This window comes from Streptomyces sp. NPDC052910 (assembly GCF_055585605.1).
The window spans coordinates 435378-451691 of record NZ_JBVJJR010000003.1; the positions used below are offsets into that span (position 1 = coordinate 435378).

A 16314-nucleotide genomic window follows, 5' to 3' on the forward strand; every position below is an offset into this window, starting at 1 on the left:
GTGACCGCCGCCGTGACCTCGACCGCCCGCTCCCGCCCCGGCCTGCCGGCGCGGGTCCGCCGGTCCTTCGACACCCACTGGTACGCCTGGGCGATGGTGCTGCCGGTGGTCGTCGTCCTCGCCGTCCTCGTCGGGTACCCGCTGGGCCGGGGGATCTACCTCTCCCTCACCGACGCCGACGAGGCCAACATCGGCCGGACGATCGGCGTCAACCACATCCCGTCGACCTACCGGTTCGTCGGGCTGGACAACTACTGGAAGGTGCTCTCCGGCCAGGAGGGCCACTTCTACGGCCGGCTCGGCTGGACCGTCGTCTGGACGGCCTCCTGCGTCTTCCTCCATTACGTGATCGGCCTCGGGCTGGCCCTGCTGCTCCACCGCGGGATGCGCCTCCGCGGGCTGTACCGGGTGCTGCTGATCCTGCCGTGGGCGGTGCCCGCGTTCGTCGCCACCTTCTCGTGGCGGCTGATGTTCAACGAGAAGTACGGCGTGCTCAACGCGGTGCTGGGGAAGCTGGGCGTGGGCGCGGTCGACTGGCTCGGCGACAGCCTCCTCCAGAAGGTGTCGGCCGTCGCGGTCAACGTGTGGTTGGGCGTGCCGTTCATGATGGTCGCGATCCTCGGCGGGCTGCAGTCCATCCCGGCCGAACTGCACGAGGCGGCCGAGATGGACGGCGCCTCGCCCTGGCAGCGGTTCCGGCACGTCACCCTGCCGGGACTGCGGCCGGTGAGCGGGACGGTGATCCTGCTGGGCACCATCTGGTCGTTCAACATGTTCCAGGTCATCTACCTGCTGATCGGGCAGGGCGCGAGTTCCGAGAGCGAGATCCTCGTGACGTACTCCTACCGGCTGGCCTTCCAGGGCATCCGGGACTACGCGGGCTCGGCGACGTACGGGATCCTCATCCTCTCGCTGCTGCTGGTGTTCGCCGTGTTCTACCGCAGGCTGCTCGCACGGCAGGAGGCAGCGCGATGACGCGGAAGGCACGCACGCGCGGGGAGCGCTCGCGGGGCGCGTCCGTCGCCCTGCACGCGACGCTGATCGCGGCGTCGCTCGTCGCCCTCTTCCCGGTGCTGTTCATCGTCTTCGTCTCACTGCGGGGGCGGGACGGCTGGCAGGAGCCCACCCGATTCTCGGGGTTCGGGTGGGGGAACTACCGGCACGTCCTGACCGAGACGAAGTTCCTGACCTGGTTCGGCAATTCGGTGATCGTGGCCCTGGGGGCGACGGTGATCGGCGTGCTGATCGCGGCGACCGCCGGGTACGCGGTGTCCCGCATGCGGTTCCCGGGCAGCCGGCCGCTGATGTGGACGTTCCTCGTGGTGCAGATGTTCCCGATGGCGGTGCTGATCGTGCCGCTCTACGACATCCTGGGGCGGTTGGGGCTGCTGGACTCCCACGGCGGTCTGATCCTGACCTACTGCTCGGTCTCCGTGCCCTTCTGCGCCTGGATGCTCAAGGGCTACTTCGACTCCATACCCGCCGAGATCGACGAGGCCGGACGGGTCGACGGGCTGACCCCCTTCGGTACGTTCTGGCGGCTCATCCTGCCGCTGGCCCGGCCCGGCCTCGCCGTCACCGGCTTCTACTCCTTCATCACCGCCTGGGGCGAGGTGGCCTTCGCCGGCCAGTTCATGAGCAGCGAGGAGCACTACACCCTGGCGGTGGGGCTCCAGACGTTCGTCGGGCAGCAGAAGGCGGAGTGGGGGCTGATGACGGCGGCCGCCGTGCTCATCGCCGTGCCGGCGGGGGTGGCGTTCTTCTTCGCCCAGCGGCACCTTGTCGCCGGGCTGACGGCCGGCGGCACGAAGGGGTAGCCCTCCGGGCGGGTTGTGCCCCGGTCCCTCCCTTTCACCGTTTCCTGGGGGCAAGCCCCCAGCCCCCCTTTCGCGGCTCCGCCGCTCGTCCTCAAGCGCCGGACGGGCTGAGTGGGGCGCCCGATCCAGCCCGTCCGGCGCTTGAGGACGACCGCGCGGAGCGCGGTTTCGGGGGTCCGGGGACCTCCCCGGGAATCGGCGAAGGGGAGGGACCGGGGCACCTCCCGCCGCAGGCGCCCCACCACCCTCCACACCACCACCCGTGAGGACCTCCATGACCCACAACCTCGCCCCCGTCACGGCAACCCACCCCGCCACCACCCCGTCCGGCACGGACGCGTGGTGGCGCCGAGCCGTCATCTACCAGATCTACGTCCGCTCCTTCGCCGACAGCGACGGCGACGGCATCGGCGACCTGCGCGGAGCGAGGGAGCGGCTGCCGTACCTGGCGGAGCTGGGCGTGGACGCGGTGTGGCTGACGCCGTTCTACGCGTCGCCGCAGGCGGACGGCGGGTACGACGTGGCGGACTACCGGGCGGTCGACCCGCTGTTCGGGGATCTCCGGGACGCGGACGACCTCGTCCGCGAGGCGCACCGCCTCGGCCTGCGGGTGATCGTGGACATCGTGCCCAACCACACCTCCGACCGGCACGCCTGGTTCCGGGAGGCGCTGGCGGCCGGGCCGGGCAGCCCGGCGCGGGCGCGCTACCACTTCCACCCGGGCCGCGGCGCGGCCGGCGAGCTGCCGCCGAACGACTGGGAGTCGGTCTTCGGCGGCCCGGCCTGGACGCGCACGACGGACGCCGACGGCACCCCCGGCGAGTGGTACCTCCACCTGTTCGCCCCCGAGCAGCCGGACCTCAACTGGGACGACGCGGAGGTGCGGGCGGAGTTCGAGTCGGTGCTCCGTTTCTGGCTGGACCTCGGCGTGGACGGCTTCCGCATCGACGTGGCGCACGGCATGGTCAAGGCGGCGGGCCTGCCCGACATCGGGCGAAAGGAACAGGCCAAGTTGATCGGCGCCCAGGTGTTGCCGTTCTTCGACCAGGACGGCGTCCACGAGATCCACCGTTCCTGGCGCCGGCTGCTGGACTCGTACCCCGGCGAGCGGATCGGCGTGGCGGAGGCGTGGGCGCCGTCGCCCGAGCGGCTGGCCCTGTACGTCCGCCCGGACGAGCTGCACCAGGCGTTCAACTTCCAGTTCCTGACCTGCGCCTGGGGTGCTGAGCCGATGCGGCGGGTCGTGGACGACTCGCTGGCCGCCACCCGTTCCGTCGGCGCGCCCACCACCTGGGTGCTCTCCAACCACGACGTGGTGCGGCACACCACCCGGTACGGCGGCGGGGAGCGGGGGATGCGCCGGGCCCGGGCCGCCGCGCTGCTGATGCTGGCGCTGCCCGGCTCCGCCTACGTCTACCAGGGCGAGGAGCTGGGGCTGCCGGAGGTCGTGGACCTGCCGGACGAGGTGCGGCAGGACCCGGCCTTCTTCCGGGGGGACGGCCAGGACGGCACCCGCGACGGCTGTCGGGTGCCGCTGCCGTGGTCGGGCGGGGAGGCGCCGTACGGCTTCGGCCCGGGCGGGAGCTGGCTGCCGCAGCCCGCCGCGTGGCGGGCGCTGTCGGTGGAGGCGCAGTCCGGCGACCCCCGCTCGACGCTGGAGCTCTACCGCTCCGCGCTGGCCCTGCGGCGGGCCCTGCCCGGGCTGGGCGACGGGGAGATGACGTGGCTGACGGCGCCGGAGGGGGTTCTGGCGTTCTCCCGGCCGGGGTTCGTGTGCACCCTCAACACCCTTCCCGAGGAAGTGGAACTCACGGTTCCGGGGCGTCCGGTGCTCGCCACCGCCGCCCTGGAGTTCCACGCCGGGGCCGTCCGGCTGCCCGCCGACTCCTGCGTCTGGTGGGAAGTCTGAGATGCGACCGGTACAGTCACCTCCCGTGACCGCACGGCTGGCCGATATCGCAGCCCAGGCGGGTGTCAGCGAAGCAACCGTCAGCCGCGTCCTCAACGGCAAGCCGGGGGTGGCCGCCTCCACCCGCCAGTCCGTGCTGGCCGCGCTCGACGTGCTCGGCTACGAACGGCCGGTGCGGCTGCGGCAGCGCAGCGCCGGACTGGTCGGGCTGATCACCCCCGAGCTGGAGAACCCCATATTCCCGGCCTTCGCCCAGGTGATAGGGCAGGCCCTGACCCGCCAGGGCTACACCCCCGTGCTGGCCACCCAGACGCCCGGCGGCTCCACCGAGGACGAGCTGACCGAGATGCTGGTGGACCGCGGGGTCGCCGGGATCATCTTCGTCTCCGGCCTGCACGCCGACACCTCCGCCGACATGCAGCGCTACGAGCGGCTGCGTGCCCAGGGCGTGCCCTTCGTGCTGATCAACGGCTTCTCGGCACAGGTCAGGGCGCCGTTCGTGTCCCCCGACGACCGGGCCGCGATGCGGCTCGCCGTCACCCATTTGGCGGAGCTCGGCCACCGCAGGATCGGCCTGGCCCTCGGCCCCCGCCGCTACGTGCCGGTACAGCGCAAGATCGAGGGCTTCCTGCACGGCATGGCCGAGCAGCTCGGCGTGGCCGCCGACGACGCCCGGCAGTGGGTCGAGCACTCCCTGTTCACCCTGGAAGGCGGCCAGGCGGCCGCCGCCGCGCTCCTGGAACGCGGCTGTACGGCCGTGGTGTGCGCCAGCGACATGATGGCCCTGGGAGCGGTCCGCGCGGCCCGCAGAGCCGGCCTGGAGGTGCCCCGGGACGTCTCCGTGGTCGGCTTCGACGACTCCCCGCTCATCGCCTTCACCGACCCGCCGCTGACGACCATCCGGCAGCCCGTCCGGCCCATGGGGCAGGCGGCGGTGCGGGCCCTCCTGGAGGAGATCGGGGGGACGCCCGCCCCGCACAGCGAGTTCGTGTTCCTGCCCGAGCTGGTCGTCCGCGGGTCGACGGGGTCGGTGCCGGCCCGCACCGCCTGACACCGCCCGCCCGGCGGGCGGCACCGGCCCCGGGCGCCCGTACGACGTCCGCGCGCCCGGCCGAAAGCAGGCCAAACCCGACTTGAGGTCGATCTGCGCTCCGGCGGACTCTGGCACACTGTGGGCCTATGGGTGAAGCGACTGCAAAGACCCTCGAAGGCCGCACGGCCGCCCCGCCACCCAACGGGGAAAGCGGGGACAGGCCGCCGGCGAAGCGGCCGTCGCCGCGCCGGCCGCGTGCGCCACGCCGCCCGCGGCTCTGGTTCGAGGTGCTGCTCATCGCGGTCGGCTACTGGACCTACTCCCTGGTCCGCAACGCCGTTCCGGAACAGCGGGCCGACGCGCAGCGCAACGCCGACTGGATCTGGTCCACCGAGCAGAGCCTCCACATCGCCGTCGAGCACACCGTCAACAAGGCGGTGAACTCGGTGACGTGGCTCATCGTCGGCATGAACTACTACTACGCCACCCTGCACTTCGTGCTCACCATCGGCGTGCTCGTCTGGCTCTACCGCCGGCACCCCGGCCGCTACGCCGCCGCCCGCCTCGCCCTCTTCGCCACCACCGCCGTGGCCCTCCTCGGCTACTACCTGTACCCGCTCGCTCCCCCACGGCTCATGGACGACGGCCCCGGCTTCATCGACACCGTCCTCGTCCACCACACCTGGGGCTCCATGGCCTCCGGCAACCTCGCCGACGTGTCCAACCAGTACGCCGCGATGCCGTCCATGCACATCGGGTGGTCGGTGTGGTGCGGCGTGACGATCGCGCTGCTGGCGCGGTGGGTGTGGGTACGGGTGCTCGGCGCCCTGTACCCGGTGACGACGCTCGCCGTCATCGTGTCGACGGCCAACCACTTCTGGCTGGACGCGGTCGGCGGGCTGCTCTGCCTGGTCTTCGGGTTCGGGGTGTCGTACGCGTGGTACCGGGCGTTTCCGTACCGGCTGGCGCGGCAGGTCGCCGCTTCGCGGTGAGGGTGCCCCGGTCCCTCCCCTTCGCCGATTCCCGGGGGCAAGCCCCCAGACCCCCCGAAACCGCGCTCCGCGCGGTTGTCCTCAAACGCCGGACAGGCTGTATCAGCCTGTCCGGCGTTTGAGGACAAGCGGCGAAGCCGCGACAAGGGGGTCTGGGGCGCAGCCCCAGGAATCGGCGAAGGGGAGGGACCGGGGCACCACCCCTTACCCCCCGTAAAACCGCTCCTCCACCACGCCCCGAGCCCGCCGGGTGACCCGCCGGTAATCGTCGAGCATCTCCCCGACGTGCCCAGGCTCGTACCCGAGGTACCGCCCCACCGCCGCCAACTCCCGGGGATCACCGGGGAACGTGTCCCCCGGCCGCCCCCGCACCAGCATCACCGCGTTCCGCACGCTCGTGGCGAGCACCCACGCCTCGTCGAGGATGCGAGCCTCGTCGGCGTCCAGGAAACCCGCCGCGCACGCCGCGGCGAGAGCCTCCCGCGTGCGCGTCGTACGAAGCCGGGGCTCCGCGTGACCATGCCGCATCTGCAACAACTGAACGGTCCACTCCACATCGGAGAGGCCGCCCCGCCCCAGCTTGGTGTGGGTGGTCCGGTCGGCCCCCCGGGGCAGCCGTTCGGTCTCCATCCGGGCCTTGAGCCGCCGGATCTCGCGTACGGCGTCCTCGGACAGCCCCTCCGCCGGATACCGCAGCGGATCGATCAGTTCCACGAACCGCCGCCCGAGGTCCGCGTCGCCCGCGACCGGCTCGGCCCGCAGCAGCGCCTGGCTCTCCCAGACCAGCGACCATCGCCGGTAATAGGCGGCGTACGAAGCGAGGCTGCGCACCAGCGGCCCCGACTTCCCCTCCGGCCGCAGATCCGCGTCGATCGGCAACGGCGGATCGGTCGTCGGCAGTTGCAGCAGCCGCCGCATCTCGTTGGCGACGGCGAACGCCGCCTTCGCGGCCTCCTCGTCACCGACCCCCTCCCGGGGCTCGTGCACCAGGAGGACGTCGGCGTCGGAGCCGTACCCCTGCTCGCGGCCGCCGAAGCGCCCCATCCCGATGACGGCGAACCGGGTGGGCAGGGTCTCGCCCCACTCCGCGCGGACGGCGGCGCGCAGGGCGCCCGCCAGGGCGGCGGCGTTGACGTCGGAGACGGCCCGGCCGACGAGGTCGCAGCGGGCGCCGTGGTCGCGCTCCCCGGGCCCGGGCGTGGGGCCGCCCGGGCGGCCGTACGCGCCGACGATGTCGGCGGCGGCGATGCGGAACAGTTCGCGGCGGCGTACACCGCGCACGGCGACGATGGCCTTCTCCGCGTCCTCGGCCCGGCCCACGGCCGCCAGCGTCTCCTGCTCCAGCGCCTCGCGGTCGCGCGGCCGCAGCCCTTCGGGGGCGCCCAGCAGGGCGACCGCCTCGGGGGCACGCAGCAGCAGGTCGGGGGCGAGCCGCCCGGCGGACAGGACGCGGGCGAGGTTCTCCGCGGCGGCGCCCTCGTCGCGCAGCAGCCGCAGGTACCAGGGCGTCTTGCCCAACGCGTCGGACACCTTGTGGAAGTTGAGCAGTCCCGCGTCGGGGTCGGAGGAGTCCGCGAACCAGCCCAGCAGCACGGGCAGCAGCGTACGCTGGATCGCCGCCTTCCGGGTCACTCCCGAGGCGAGCGCCTCCAAATGGCGGAGCGCGGCGGCCGGGTCCGCGTACCCGAGCGCCTCCAGGCGCTGCCCGGCGGCCTTGGGACTGAGCCGGATCTCACCGGGTTCGAGCTGCGCGACGGCGTCCAGCAGCGGCCGGTAGAACAGCTTCTCGTGCAGCCGCCGCACCTCGCGGGAGTGCCGCCGCCACTCCTTGCCCAGTTCCGTGACGGGTTCCGTACGGAAGCCCAAGGACCGGCCCAGCCGCCGCTGTTCCGCCTCACTCTCCGGGACGAGGTGGGTGCGGCGGAGCCGGTGGAGCTGGATGCGGTGTTCCATGGCACGCAGGAAGCGGTAGGCCGCGTCGAGCGCGGCGGCGTCGGCCCGCCCCACGTAGCCGCCGGCGGCGAGCGCGGCCAGCGCGTCGAGGGTGCCGCCGCTGCGCAGCGTGGCGTCGCTGCGTCCGTGGACGAGTTGCAGGAGCTGGACGGCGAACTCCACGTCCCGCAGCCCGCCGGGACCCAGCTTGAGTTCGCGGTCGAGCCGGTCGGCGGGGATGGACGCGACGACGCGGCGGCGCATCTGCTGCACGTCGGGGACGAAGTTCTCGCGCTCGGCGGCCTGCCAGACCAGCGGCGAGACGGCGTCCGCGTACTCCTGCCCGAGCGCGGGGTCGCCCGCCATCGGCCGGGCCTTGAGCAGCGCCTGGAACTCCCAGGTCTTCGCCCACCGCTGGTAGTACGCGAGGTGGCTGCTGAGCGTCCGCACCAGCGGCCCGTTGCGGCCCTCCGGGCGGAGGTTGGCGTCGACGGGCCAGATGGTGCCCTCGGGGGTGATGTCCGAGCAGACGCGCATCATGCGGGAGGCGAGCCGGGTGGCGGCCCGCAGCGCCGTGCCCTCGAGGGTGTCGCCGCGCGGCTCGGCGACGAAGACGACGTCCACGTCCGAGACGTAGTTGAGCTCGTGGCCGCCGCACTTGCCCATGCCGATGACGGCGAGCCGGCAGGCCGCGGCGTCGTCGGGCTGCTCGTCGGCGGCGATCGCGAGGGCCGCCCGGAGGGTGGCGGTGGCCAGGTCGGCGAGTTCGGCGGCGGTCTCGGCGACGTCGGTGGTACCGGTGACGTCCCGGGCGGCGACGGTGAGCAGGCACCGGCGGTAGGCGGCGCGCAGCGCGTCGGCCGGCGTCAGCCCGGCCTCCCGTCCCGCCGCGGCCCCTTCGGCGAGGGCCCGTTCGAACTCGGCGGTGCCGGGGTGCAGGTCGGCCTGCTCGAACGTGACGAGCGCGTGCCAGTCGCCGGGGTGCCGCGCGAGGTGGTCCCCGAGCGCCTCGGACGCCCCGAGCACCCCGAGCAGCCGGTCCCGCAGGGGCTTGGCGGTGACGACGGTGTCCAGCAGCGCCTGCCGTTCGGCCGCCCCGCGCTTCCCCTCCAGCGACTCGGCGAGCCGGACCAGCCCGAGCAGCGCGAGATCGGGATCGGCGGTCGCCCCCAGCGCGTCCAGGAACACGGGGTCGTCGCGCAGCGCCGCGAGCCCGCCGGCGTCGTCCAGCAGCCGCTCGGCGGCGGCCGGATCGGTGAACCCGCTCCGCACCAGCCGTGTGTAGGTGCTGCCACGGCGGTTCTCGGGCCGCCCGTCCGGCACTGTCATCCCATCGCCTCCACTGACCATGCCCGGTCAAGGCTCGATCTCCAGCCTATCGACAGCGGCGCCCGCACGAGGCACGGCACCCGCCGGTCGGGGCTCGCGTATCGCGTGCGGGGTTTCGCCGGGCGCCGCGTCCTTCCGGCCAGCCGGTACGGCGGAGGGGGGTTGACCACACCCCCGACGGACCCGTTGTCCGGATGGCGGGGAAGATCCCGGACAACAAGGCTGAAGGCACACGGATCGACCCAGCAGAAGGAACCCTCTGTGCTCAGTTTCCAACAGCCGCGCAGCCGTACCGCCGATGCCACACGCACTGCCCGCCTCACCCGTTCCGCTCGTACCGCTCGCACCGCCGCGGTCGGCGTTCTCGCCGCGACCGTCTGCGCCACCGTCATGACCGGAAGCGCCGGGGCCATCGTCAACGGCTCGGACTCCACCGAGAGCTACCCGTTCATGGCGGTCATCCCGGTGTCGGCCCCGGACCAGGGCCTGCACGACGGGAACTGCGGGGCATCGCTGATCGACCGGCGGTGGGTCCTGACGGCGGCCCACTGCGTGCGGCTCGAAGGTCTCAGGCTGGAAGGCATCGTGCGGGTCGGCAGCGACCACCGCAAGTCCGGCGGCACCGTCCGGAAGATCGACCGGGCCTTCGTCCACCCCGGCTACGTGAACGGCGACGACAAGGGCCCCAACAAGAACGACCTCGCGCTGATCCGCCTGGACCGCCCGGTCGGCGAGCGGCCGATCAGGATCGCCGAGCAGGCGGGCCCGCCCGGCACACGGACCCGGCTCCTGGGCTTCGGCACCGTCGTCGACGGCGAGTTCACGTTCCCGGACCGGCTCCAGGAGCTGGACACCCGCAGGGGCGCCGAGTCCGAGTGCTCGCCGGGCTACGCGGACCGGACCCGGCTGTGCACGATCAGCACCGTGCCCAAGGCCATGGCGTGCCACGGGGACTCGGGCGGACCGCAGATCCGCAAGGGGCGGCACGGCCGCTGGGAACTCATCGGCGTCACCTCGGGTCCCGGCGCCCCGGGCGTGCCGTGCTCGCAGGGCCCCGGCCTCTACACCAGCGCGCCCGCCTACGCGGACTGGATCGGCGAGACCATGAAGACCGACGGCGCTCCCCCGGCCACGGCCCGTCCCGCCCCCGGGACGGAGGCGGAGACCGGCGGAGGGGCCCGCCCCGCCCCGCGGGGCTAGAGCACCGGCAGCATCTTCCGCAGCTCGAACGCCGTAACCTCCGAGCGGTACTCCTCCCACTCCTGCTTCTTGTTGCGCAGGAAGAAGTCGAAGACGTGCTCGCCGAGCGTCTCGGCGACCAGCTCGCTGCGCTCCATGAGCTCGATGGCCTCGCCGAGGTTCTGGGGGAGGGGTTCGATGCCCATGGCGCGGCGTTCGGCGTCGGAGAGGGCCCAGACGTCGTCGTCGGCGCCGGCGGGGAGTTCGTAGCCCTCCTCGATGCCCTTGAGGCCGGCGGCCAGGAGGACGGCGTAGGTGAGGTAGGGGTTGGCGCCGGAGTCGATGGAGCGGACCTCGACGCGGGTCGAACCGGTCTTGCCGGGCTTGTACATGGGGACGCGGATGAGGGCGGAGCGGTTGTTGTGGCCCCAGCAGATGTAGGAGGGGGCCTCGCCGCCGGCGCCGGCGGTGCGCTGGGAGCCGCCCCAGATGCGCTTGTACGAGTTGACCCACTGGTTGGTGACGGCGGAGGTCTCGGCCGCGTGCCGGAGGAGACCGGCGATGAAGGAGCGGCCGACCTTGGAGAGCTGGTACTCGGCGCCGGACTCGTGGAAGGCGTTGCGGTCGCCCTCGAAGAGGGAGAGGTGGGTGTGCATGCCCGAGCCGGGGTACTCGGAGAACGGCTTGGGCATGAAGGTGGCGTGCACGCCCTGTTCCAGGGCGACCTGCTTCATGACGAGGCGGAACGTCATGATGTTGTCGGCCGTGGAGAGCGCGTCGGCGTAGCGCAGGTCGATCTCCTGCTGGCCGGGGGCGCCCTCGTGGTGGCTGAACTCGACCGAGATTCCCATGGATTCGAGCATGGTGATGGCCTGGCGGCGGAAGTCCATGCCCACGTTCTGCGGGGTGTGGTCGAAGTAGCCGGAGGAGTCGGCGGGCACCGGGCGGGTGCCGTCCACCGGCTTGTCCTTGAGCAGGAAGAACTCGATCTCGGGGTGGGTGTAGAAGGTGAACCCGAGGTCGGAGGTCTTGGCGAGGATCCGCTTGAGGACGTAGCGGGGGTCCGCGTAGGACGGGGAGCCGTCCGGCATCAGGATGTCGCAGAACATCCGGGCCGTGCCGGGGGCCTCCGCGCGCCAGGGAAGAATCTGGAAGGTGCCCGGGTCCGGCTTGGCGATCATGTCGGATTCGTACACGCGAGCGAATCCCTCGATCGCGGAGCCGTCGAACCCGATGCCCTCGTCGAAGGCCTGCTCAAGCTCCGCCGGAGCGACGGCGACCGACTTCAGGTAGCCGAGCACATCGGTGAACCACAGCCGCACGAAGCGGATGTCGCGCTCCTCGAGGGTGCGGAGCACGAACTCCTGCTGCTTATCCATAGCTACCTATCCTCGCTGGTCAGGCCGTCCGGCTCCCGGCCGCGGGGCAGGACGGGGGCACATCAGCATCCCACCACACGATTTCGCACGCGTTGCGCCCGGGCGTCCCGTGGTGGTCGGTTCCATTGTGGGTGCCACGGAAGGGCGACGCAGGGGTGGGTCTCCCCCTCGCCTCACGGTTTCCCGCGTTCCCCTCCATTCCCCCTGCTCCCCGCCGTCCCCCGGCACCCGGACGCCCCATCCCGCCGCCGCTCTCACCCCGCCGCGGCCCCGGCGTTCTCCGAGACGGCGAGGATGGCCGCCAGCCCGGCCCGGCTCTCCTCCAGCTCCGCGATGCGTTCCTCCATGTCACGCAACCGGTCCCGGAGCCGGTCGCTCACGCAGGGATGGACGAACAGCCCGTCCCCCTCCACACACGGCAGCACCTCGCGGATGACGCGCGTGGGCAGCCCCGCGTCCAGCAGCGCCCGGATGCGGCGGACCGCCAGGGGCGCGTCCGGGCCGTACGAGCGGTGGCCGCCGGGCGTGCGGACGGGCGTGAGCAGATCCTGCTCCTCGTAGTAGCGCAGCAGGCGGACGCTCACCCCGGTGGCCGCCGCCAGTTCGCCGATCTTCACAGTGATCCCCCTCACAGTGCCGTGCTCCGGCTTGAAGCTCACACCCGTGTGAGCTTCTACCTTCTCCGCCATGCAGGAGAACACAGCGCACACCCCGGCTCCCGTCCACCCCCTGACCCACACCATCGGCGGCGATCTCGTCGTACCCCGCATGGGCTACGGCGCCATGCGCCTCGCGGGCCGACCCGACGAGCGGCGCGGTTTCACCGCCCCGATCTGGACGGCCCCCACCGACCGCGCGGACGCCGTCGCGCTCCTCCGGCGGGCGGTCGAACTCGGGATCCGCTTCTTCGACACGGCGGACGCGTACGCCCTCGGCACGAACGAGAAGCTGGTGGCGGAGGCGCTCCGCCCGTTCGCCGGCGAGGTCGTGATCGCCACCAAGGTGGGTGTGGTCCGGCCCTCCCCCACCGAGTGGGTCACCCACGGGCACCCCGCCTACCTGCGGCAGCAGGCGGAACTGAGCCTGCGCCGGCTGGGCACGGACCGCATCGACCTCCTCCAGTTGCACCGCGTCGACCCCGAGTACCCGCTCGCCGACCAGGTCGGCGCTCTGAAGCGGCTCCAGGACGAGGGGAAGGTCCGTCACATCGGGCTGTCGGAGGTGACCGTCGAGCAGGTACGGGAGGCGTCCGGCATCGTTCGCGTCCACTCCGTCCAGAACCTCTACAACCTCGGCGAACGCGGGCACGACCCCGTCATCGACCACGCGGCCGAGCACGGCATCGCGTTCCTGCCCTTCTGGCCCCTCGCGATGGGCGAGCACGCCGAGGTGAACGACTCGAACGGCCCGGTCGCGGTGGTGGCGGCCGTGGCGCGGGAGCTGGGGGCGACCCCGGCGCAGACGGCCCTGGCCTGGCTGCTGCACCGCTCCCCCACCATGATTCCGATCCCCGGCACCTCCTCGCCCACGCACCTGGCGGAGAACCGGGACGCGCTGGACCTGCGTCTCACCGCCGAGCAGTACGCCCGCATCGACCGGGCCACGGCCCCGGGGGCCCAGGCGGCCACGTCATGAACAGCAACCCCTTCAACCTGCGGGTGATCGGCGAATTCCGCGCCAACAGAGGCGTGGTGGGCGGTGAGTTCGCCGGTACGCCCCTGCTCCTGCTCACCACCAGGGGCGCCCGCAGCGGCTTGCTCCGCACCACACCCCTCGTCCACCTGCCGGACGACGCCGGCCGCCCCCACGTCTTCGCCCTCAACGGCGGCGCGCCCATGGCCCCCGCCTGGTACCACAACCTGCGCGCCCATCCGGAGTCGCTCCGCGTCGAGCTGGGCGAGGACTCGTTCCGCGCCCGGGCCGTGGAGGTGACGGACCCGGCGGAGTACGAGGAACTGTGGCGGCGGCAGACCGAGGCCGAGCCGAAGTTCGCCGGCTTCCGGGAACGGGCCGAGGGGGCGGGACGCGAGGTGCCGGTGGTACGGCTGGAGCGCTGGGACTTCGTCTTGTGAGTTCGAGCGGTCGCTCACACCGTGGTTCCGCGGGAAGACAGCCGGCCCCGGCCCGTCAGCCCGCCCCGCTCTCCTCCACCCGGTACCCCGGCACGGACGGCCACCGCACCGTCAGCACCACCGATTCCTCCTCCGCGCGCCAGGAGTGGTCCACCCCCTCGCCCCACACCACGTAGTCCCCCTGCTCACTCAACAGGACGCTGCGCCCGGGGAGTTCCACCCGGAACCGGCCGCTGATCAGGACCAGCAGGGCGGTGCGGGCCTCGCCCGTGACCCACTGGGCGCGTTCGTCGCCGGGCGGGTGGACGCCCCACTTGATCTCGACCGCCTCGCTGTGACGGGGGTCGGAGACGTCCTTGAAGTGGCCGAGCAGCCAGCCCCGGTCGAGAGCGGCGTCCTTGCCCGCGTTGCCCACGTACACCGTGTCGTTCATGCCACCGGAACGTACCAGTGCCACCACAACATACCGGCACGTACCAGCAGGTATCAGCGCACACCGGACGCCGTCCCCGCCACGATCTCGGCCACCCGCCCCGCCCCGTCCTCCTTCGCGACCTCCGCGGCCAGCCGGCCGGCCGCGTCGGCGTACGACCGGTCCGCCGTCACCCGCGTCAGCGCGTCCGCGAGGCGGCCGGCGGTGAGGTCGCGGAACGGGACGGGGGCCGGGGCCGCGCCCCGGGCGGCCAGGCGGGCGGCCCAGAAGGGCTGGTCCGCCATGACCGGGACGGGCACGGAGGGAACACCCGCGCGGAGCGTCGCGGCGGCCGTGCCCGCGCCCGCGTGGTGGACGACGGCCGCGAGCCGCGGGAACAGCAGCTCGTGCGGGACGTCGCCGACGGTCAGGACGTCATCGTCACCGGTCGCGGACAGACCCGCGGCGCCCGACTGGAGGACACCGCGGAGCCCGGCGCGGCGCAGTGCCTCGACGGCGAGCGCGCTCACCCGCTCCCCGTCGTCGGTGGGCATGCTCCCGAAACCGACGAACACCGGGGGCGGGCCGGCGGCCAGGAAGTCCTCCAGGACGGCGGGGAGCCGGTCGGCGTCGCGGTGCGGCCACCACGGGCCCGTCACCGTGTGGCCGGGCGGCCAGTCGGCCGGACGGCGGACGAGCGCCTCGGTGAAGCCGTGCGGCACCGGCGCGCCCGTCGCCGCGTGGCGGCGCCGCACGGCGGCCGGGGTGGCGGGCGGCAGCCCGAGGTCCGCGCGGAGGGTGCGGACGGCGTCGGCGTAGAGCCGGTCGGTCACGCGCAGCGCGAGCCGGCCGGCCGTCCGGTTGCCCCACCGGCCCAGCGAGCGGGTGCCGCCCACGACGGGCGGGAAGTCGCCGGTGGGGGCGGTGGGATGGAGGGGGACGTCGAGGGTACGGACGCCGGTGGCCTCGGCGAGGTGGCGGCCGAAGGGGGCCGTGGTCACGGAGAGCAGCAGAAGGTCGGGCCCCCGGCCGTCGCCGCCGGTGACGGCCTCCGCCACCCCACCCGCCAGCCGGCCGACGAACTCCGCCGCCGTACGCATGAGCTGCCGGTTGCCACCCTCCTGCCGCCCGGTGCGCGGGTCACCCGAGAGCGGACGGAAACCCAGCCCGGCGGCGCGGACGAGGGGGGCGAAGAGGTCATGGGTGGCCAGAGTGACGTCGTGGCCGTCCGCGCGCAGCCGGACGCCGAGGCCGGTGTACGGGGCGACGTCGCCGCGCGAGCCCGCGGCGGTGATCAGGATCCTCACCGGGCGTCCTCCTCACCTTCCGGGAAGCCCTGCCGCGCGGCATCGGGGTGGGTGGCGTTGGTGTGGGGGGCGTTGGCGTGGGTGGAGTTGGTGCGGGCGGCGCTGGTGAGGGCGGCATCAGTGCGGCCGGCATCGGGGTGGGCGGCGTTGGCGCGGGCGGCGTTGGCGTGTACGGCTGCCCGTACGTACTCCGCCAGGCCCGGCCGCTGCTCGGAGGGCGGCACGAGCAGGGCGAACGCCCTCGGGTCGGCGGCGAAGTCGTCGGCGACCCGGACGTGGGTCTCGGCCGGGCAGTCCATGAACCAGCGGTCGAGGTGTCCCCGGTGCGCCTCGGCCAGGTCCATGGCCCGCTCGCCGTCCGGCGGCTCGCCGGCGTCGAAGGCGGCACACAACTCCACCCGCCACTTCGCCAGTTCACTCATGATCCGCCGCCAGTCGTCCTTGCTGTGGGCGGCGGCGCTGGCCAGCGACTGCCGGTGCTTGTCACTGTCCCGCCACTTGAGGGCGGCCTCGGTGGCGTAGCTCAGGTCGAAGACCACCTCGCCGAACACGTCGAACCGCTCGGCCGGGGTCAGCGCGACCCCCGTCTCCTGCACCTCCATCGCCCGCTCGGCGACCTCCACGAGCCGCCGCAGCCGGCCGATCTGCTCGCTGAGCAGCTTGTGCCGGGCACGCAGTTGGTCGAGCGCGTTGGCCTGGGGGTTCTCCAGGATGGCGGCGATCTCCTCCAGCGAGAAGCCGAGTTCCCGGTAAAAAAGGATCTGCTGGAGGCGGGCCAGATCGGCCTCGGTGTAAAGCCGGTAACCGGCCGCGCTGCGCTCACTGGGGGCGAGCAGCCCGGTGCGGTCGTAGTGGTGAAGGGTTCGCACGGTGACGCCGGCGAAGCCCGAGACCTGTCCGACGGTGTACGTCATGGGGTCCTGCCTTTCGTTCGCGCCTCAGCCTGCCGCCTG

14 protein-coding genes are annotated in these 16314 nt (G+C 73.0%); 8 read left to right on the top strand and 6 right to left on the bottom strand.

The annotated features are described in order from the left end of the window. From ACZ6X9_RS12915 to ACZ6X9_RS12935, 5 genes are all read left to right on the top strand, one after another. On the top strand, nt 1-975 hold the full coding sequence (locus ACZ6X9_RS12915) for a carbohydrate ABC transporter permease (protein ID WP_469778033.1): 975 nt from the start codon (nt 1-3) through the stop codon (nt 973-975). Then, nucleotides 972-1817, top strand: a complete 846-nt coding sequence (locus tag ACZ6X9_RS12920) for a sugar ABC transporter permease (protein ID WP_469778034.1) — start codon at nt 972-974, stop codon at nt 1815-1817. The genes ACZ6X9_RS12915 and ACZ6X9_RS12920 overlap by 4 nt, the downstream gene beginning before the upstream one ends. Nucleotides 1818-2091: 274 nt before the next feature. Continuing rightward, nucleotides 2092-3726, top strand: a complete 1635-nt coding sequence (locus tag ACZ6X9_RS12925; RefSeq protein ID WP_469778035.1) for a glycoside hydrolase family 13 protein — start codon at nt 2092-2094, stop codon at nt 3724-3726. A 25-nt stretch (nt 3727-3751) separates the two neighbouring features. Continuing rightward, nucleotides 3752-4777, top strand: coding sequence for a LacI family DNA-binding transcriptional regulator (locus ACZ6X9_RS12930; RefSeq protein WP_469778036.1), 1026 nt, complete (start codon nt 3752-3754; stop codon nt 4775-4777). A 128-nt stretch (nt 4778-4905) separates the two neighbouring features. After that, nucleotides 4906-5751 (top strand): phosphatase PAP2 family protein, encoded by an 846-nt coding sequence (locus tag ACZ6X9_RS12935; RefSeq protein ID WP_469778037.1) that lies wholly within the window; start codon nt 4906-4908, stop codon nt 5749-5751. A 204-nt stretch (nt 5752-5955) separates the two neighbouring features. Here ACZ6X9_RS12935 and ACZ6X9_RS12940 read toward each other — a convergent pair whose 3' ends face one another. Next, the gene (locus ACZ6X9_RS12940; RefSeq protein WP_469778038.1) at nt 5956-9012 is read right to left on the bottom strand and encodes a bifunctional [glutamine synthetase] adenylyltransferase/[glutamine synthetase]-adenylyl-L-tyrosine phosphorylase; all 3057 of its coding nucleotides are present in this window, start codon (nt 9010-9012) and stop codon (nt 5956-5958) included. A 261-nt stretch (nt 9013-9273) separates the two neighbouring features. Here ACZ6X9_RS12940 and ACZ6X9_RS12945 point away from each other — a divergent pair, with 261 nt between their 5' ends. Further along, nucleotides 9274-10212, top strand: coding sequence for a S1 family peptidase (locus ACZ6X9_RS12945; RefSeq protein WP_469778039.1), 939 nt, complete (start codon nt 9274-9276; stop codon nt 10210-10212). On the opposite strand, the gene glnA is transcribed toward ACZ6X9_RS12945, so the two are convergent. After that, complete coding sequence (gene glnA / locus ACZ6X9_RS12950) at nt 10209-11570, bottom strand: type I glutamate--ammonia ligase (RefSeq protein ID WP_099200781.1); 1362 nt, start codon at nt 11568-11570, stop codon at nt 10209-10211. The two genes, ACZ6X9_RS12945 and glnA, sit on opposite strands and share 4 nt — an antisense overlap. A 254-nt stretch (nt 11571-11824) precedes the next feature. Further along, nucleotides 11825-12187: a MerR family transcriptional regulator gene (locus ACZ6X9_RS12955; protein WP_469778641.1), complete on the bottom strand. Its 363-nt coding sequence runs from the start codon at nt 12185-12187 to the stop codon at nt 11825-11827. Nucleotides 12188-12257: 70 nt separating this feature from the next. On the opposite strand from ACZ6X9_RS12955, the gene ACZ6X9_RS12960 reads away from it, so the two are divergent. Both ACZ6X9_RS12960 and ACZ6X9_RS12965 read left to right on the top strand, forming a co-directional pair. Continuing rightward, a complete protein-coding gene (locus ACZ6X9_RS12960; RefSeq protein WP_469778040.1) occupies nt 12258-13205 on the top strand; it encodes an aldo/keto reductase in 948 nt (315 codons plus the stop codon). Next, nucleotides 13202-13642 (top strand): nitroreductase/quinone reductase family protein, encoded by a 441-nt coding sequence (locus ACZ6X9_RS12965; RefSeq protein WP_469778041.1) that lies wholly within the window; start codon nt 13202-13204, stop codon nt 13640-13642. The genes ACZ6X9_RS12960 and ACZ6X9_RS12965 overlap by 4 nt, the downstream gene beginning before the upstream one ends. Before the next feature lie 55 nt (nt 13643-13697). Here ACZ6X9_RS12965 and ACZ6X9_RS12970 read toward each other — a convergent pair whose 3' ends face one another. The 3 genes from ACZ6X9_RS12970 to ACZ6X9_RS12980 are packed head-to-tail and all read right to left on the bottom strand — an operon-like array spanning nt 13698 to nt 16275. Next, entirely contained in the window at nt 13698-14075 is a 378-nt protein-coding gene (locus ACZ6X9_RS12970; RefSeq protein ID WP_469778042.1) for a cupin domain-containing protein, read from the bottom strand. Nucleotides 14076-14128: 53 nt separating this feature from the next. After that, nucleotides 14129-15361 carry a glycosyltransferase gene (locus tag ACZ6X9_RS12975; RefSeq protein WP_469778043.1) on the bottom strand — a complete coding sequence of 411 codons (1233 nt, stop codon included), beginning with the start codon at nt 15359-15361 and terminating at the stop codon, nt 14129-14131. Continuing rightward, the gene (locus tag ACZ6X9_RS12980) at nt 15358-16275 is read right to left on the bottom strand and encodes a MerR family transcriptional regulator (protein ID WP_469778044.1); all 918 of its coding nucleotides are present in this window, start codon (nt 16273-16275) and stop codon (nt 15358-15360) included. Before ACZ6X9_RS12980 ends, ACZ6X9_RS12975 begins: the two co-directional genes overlap by 4 nt. Nucleotides 16276-16314: the final 39 nt, after the last annotated feature.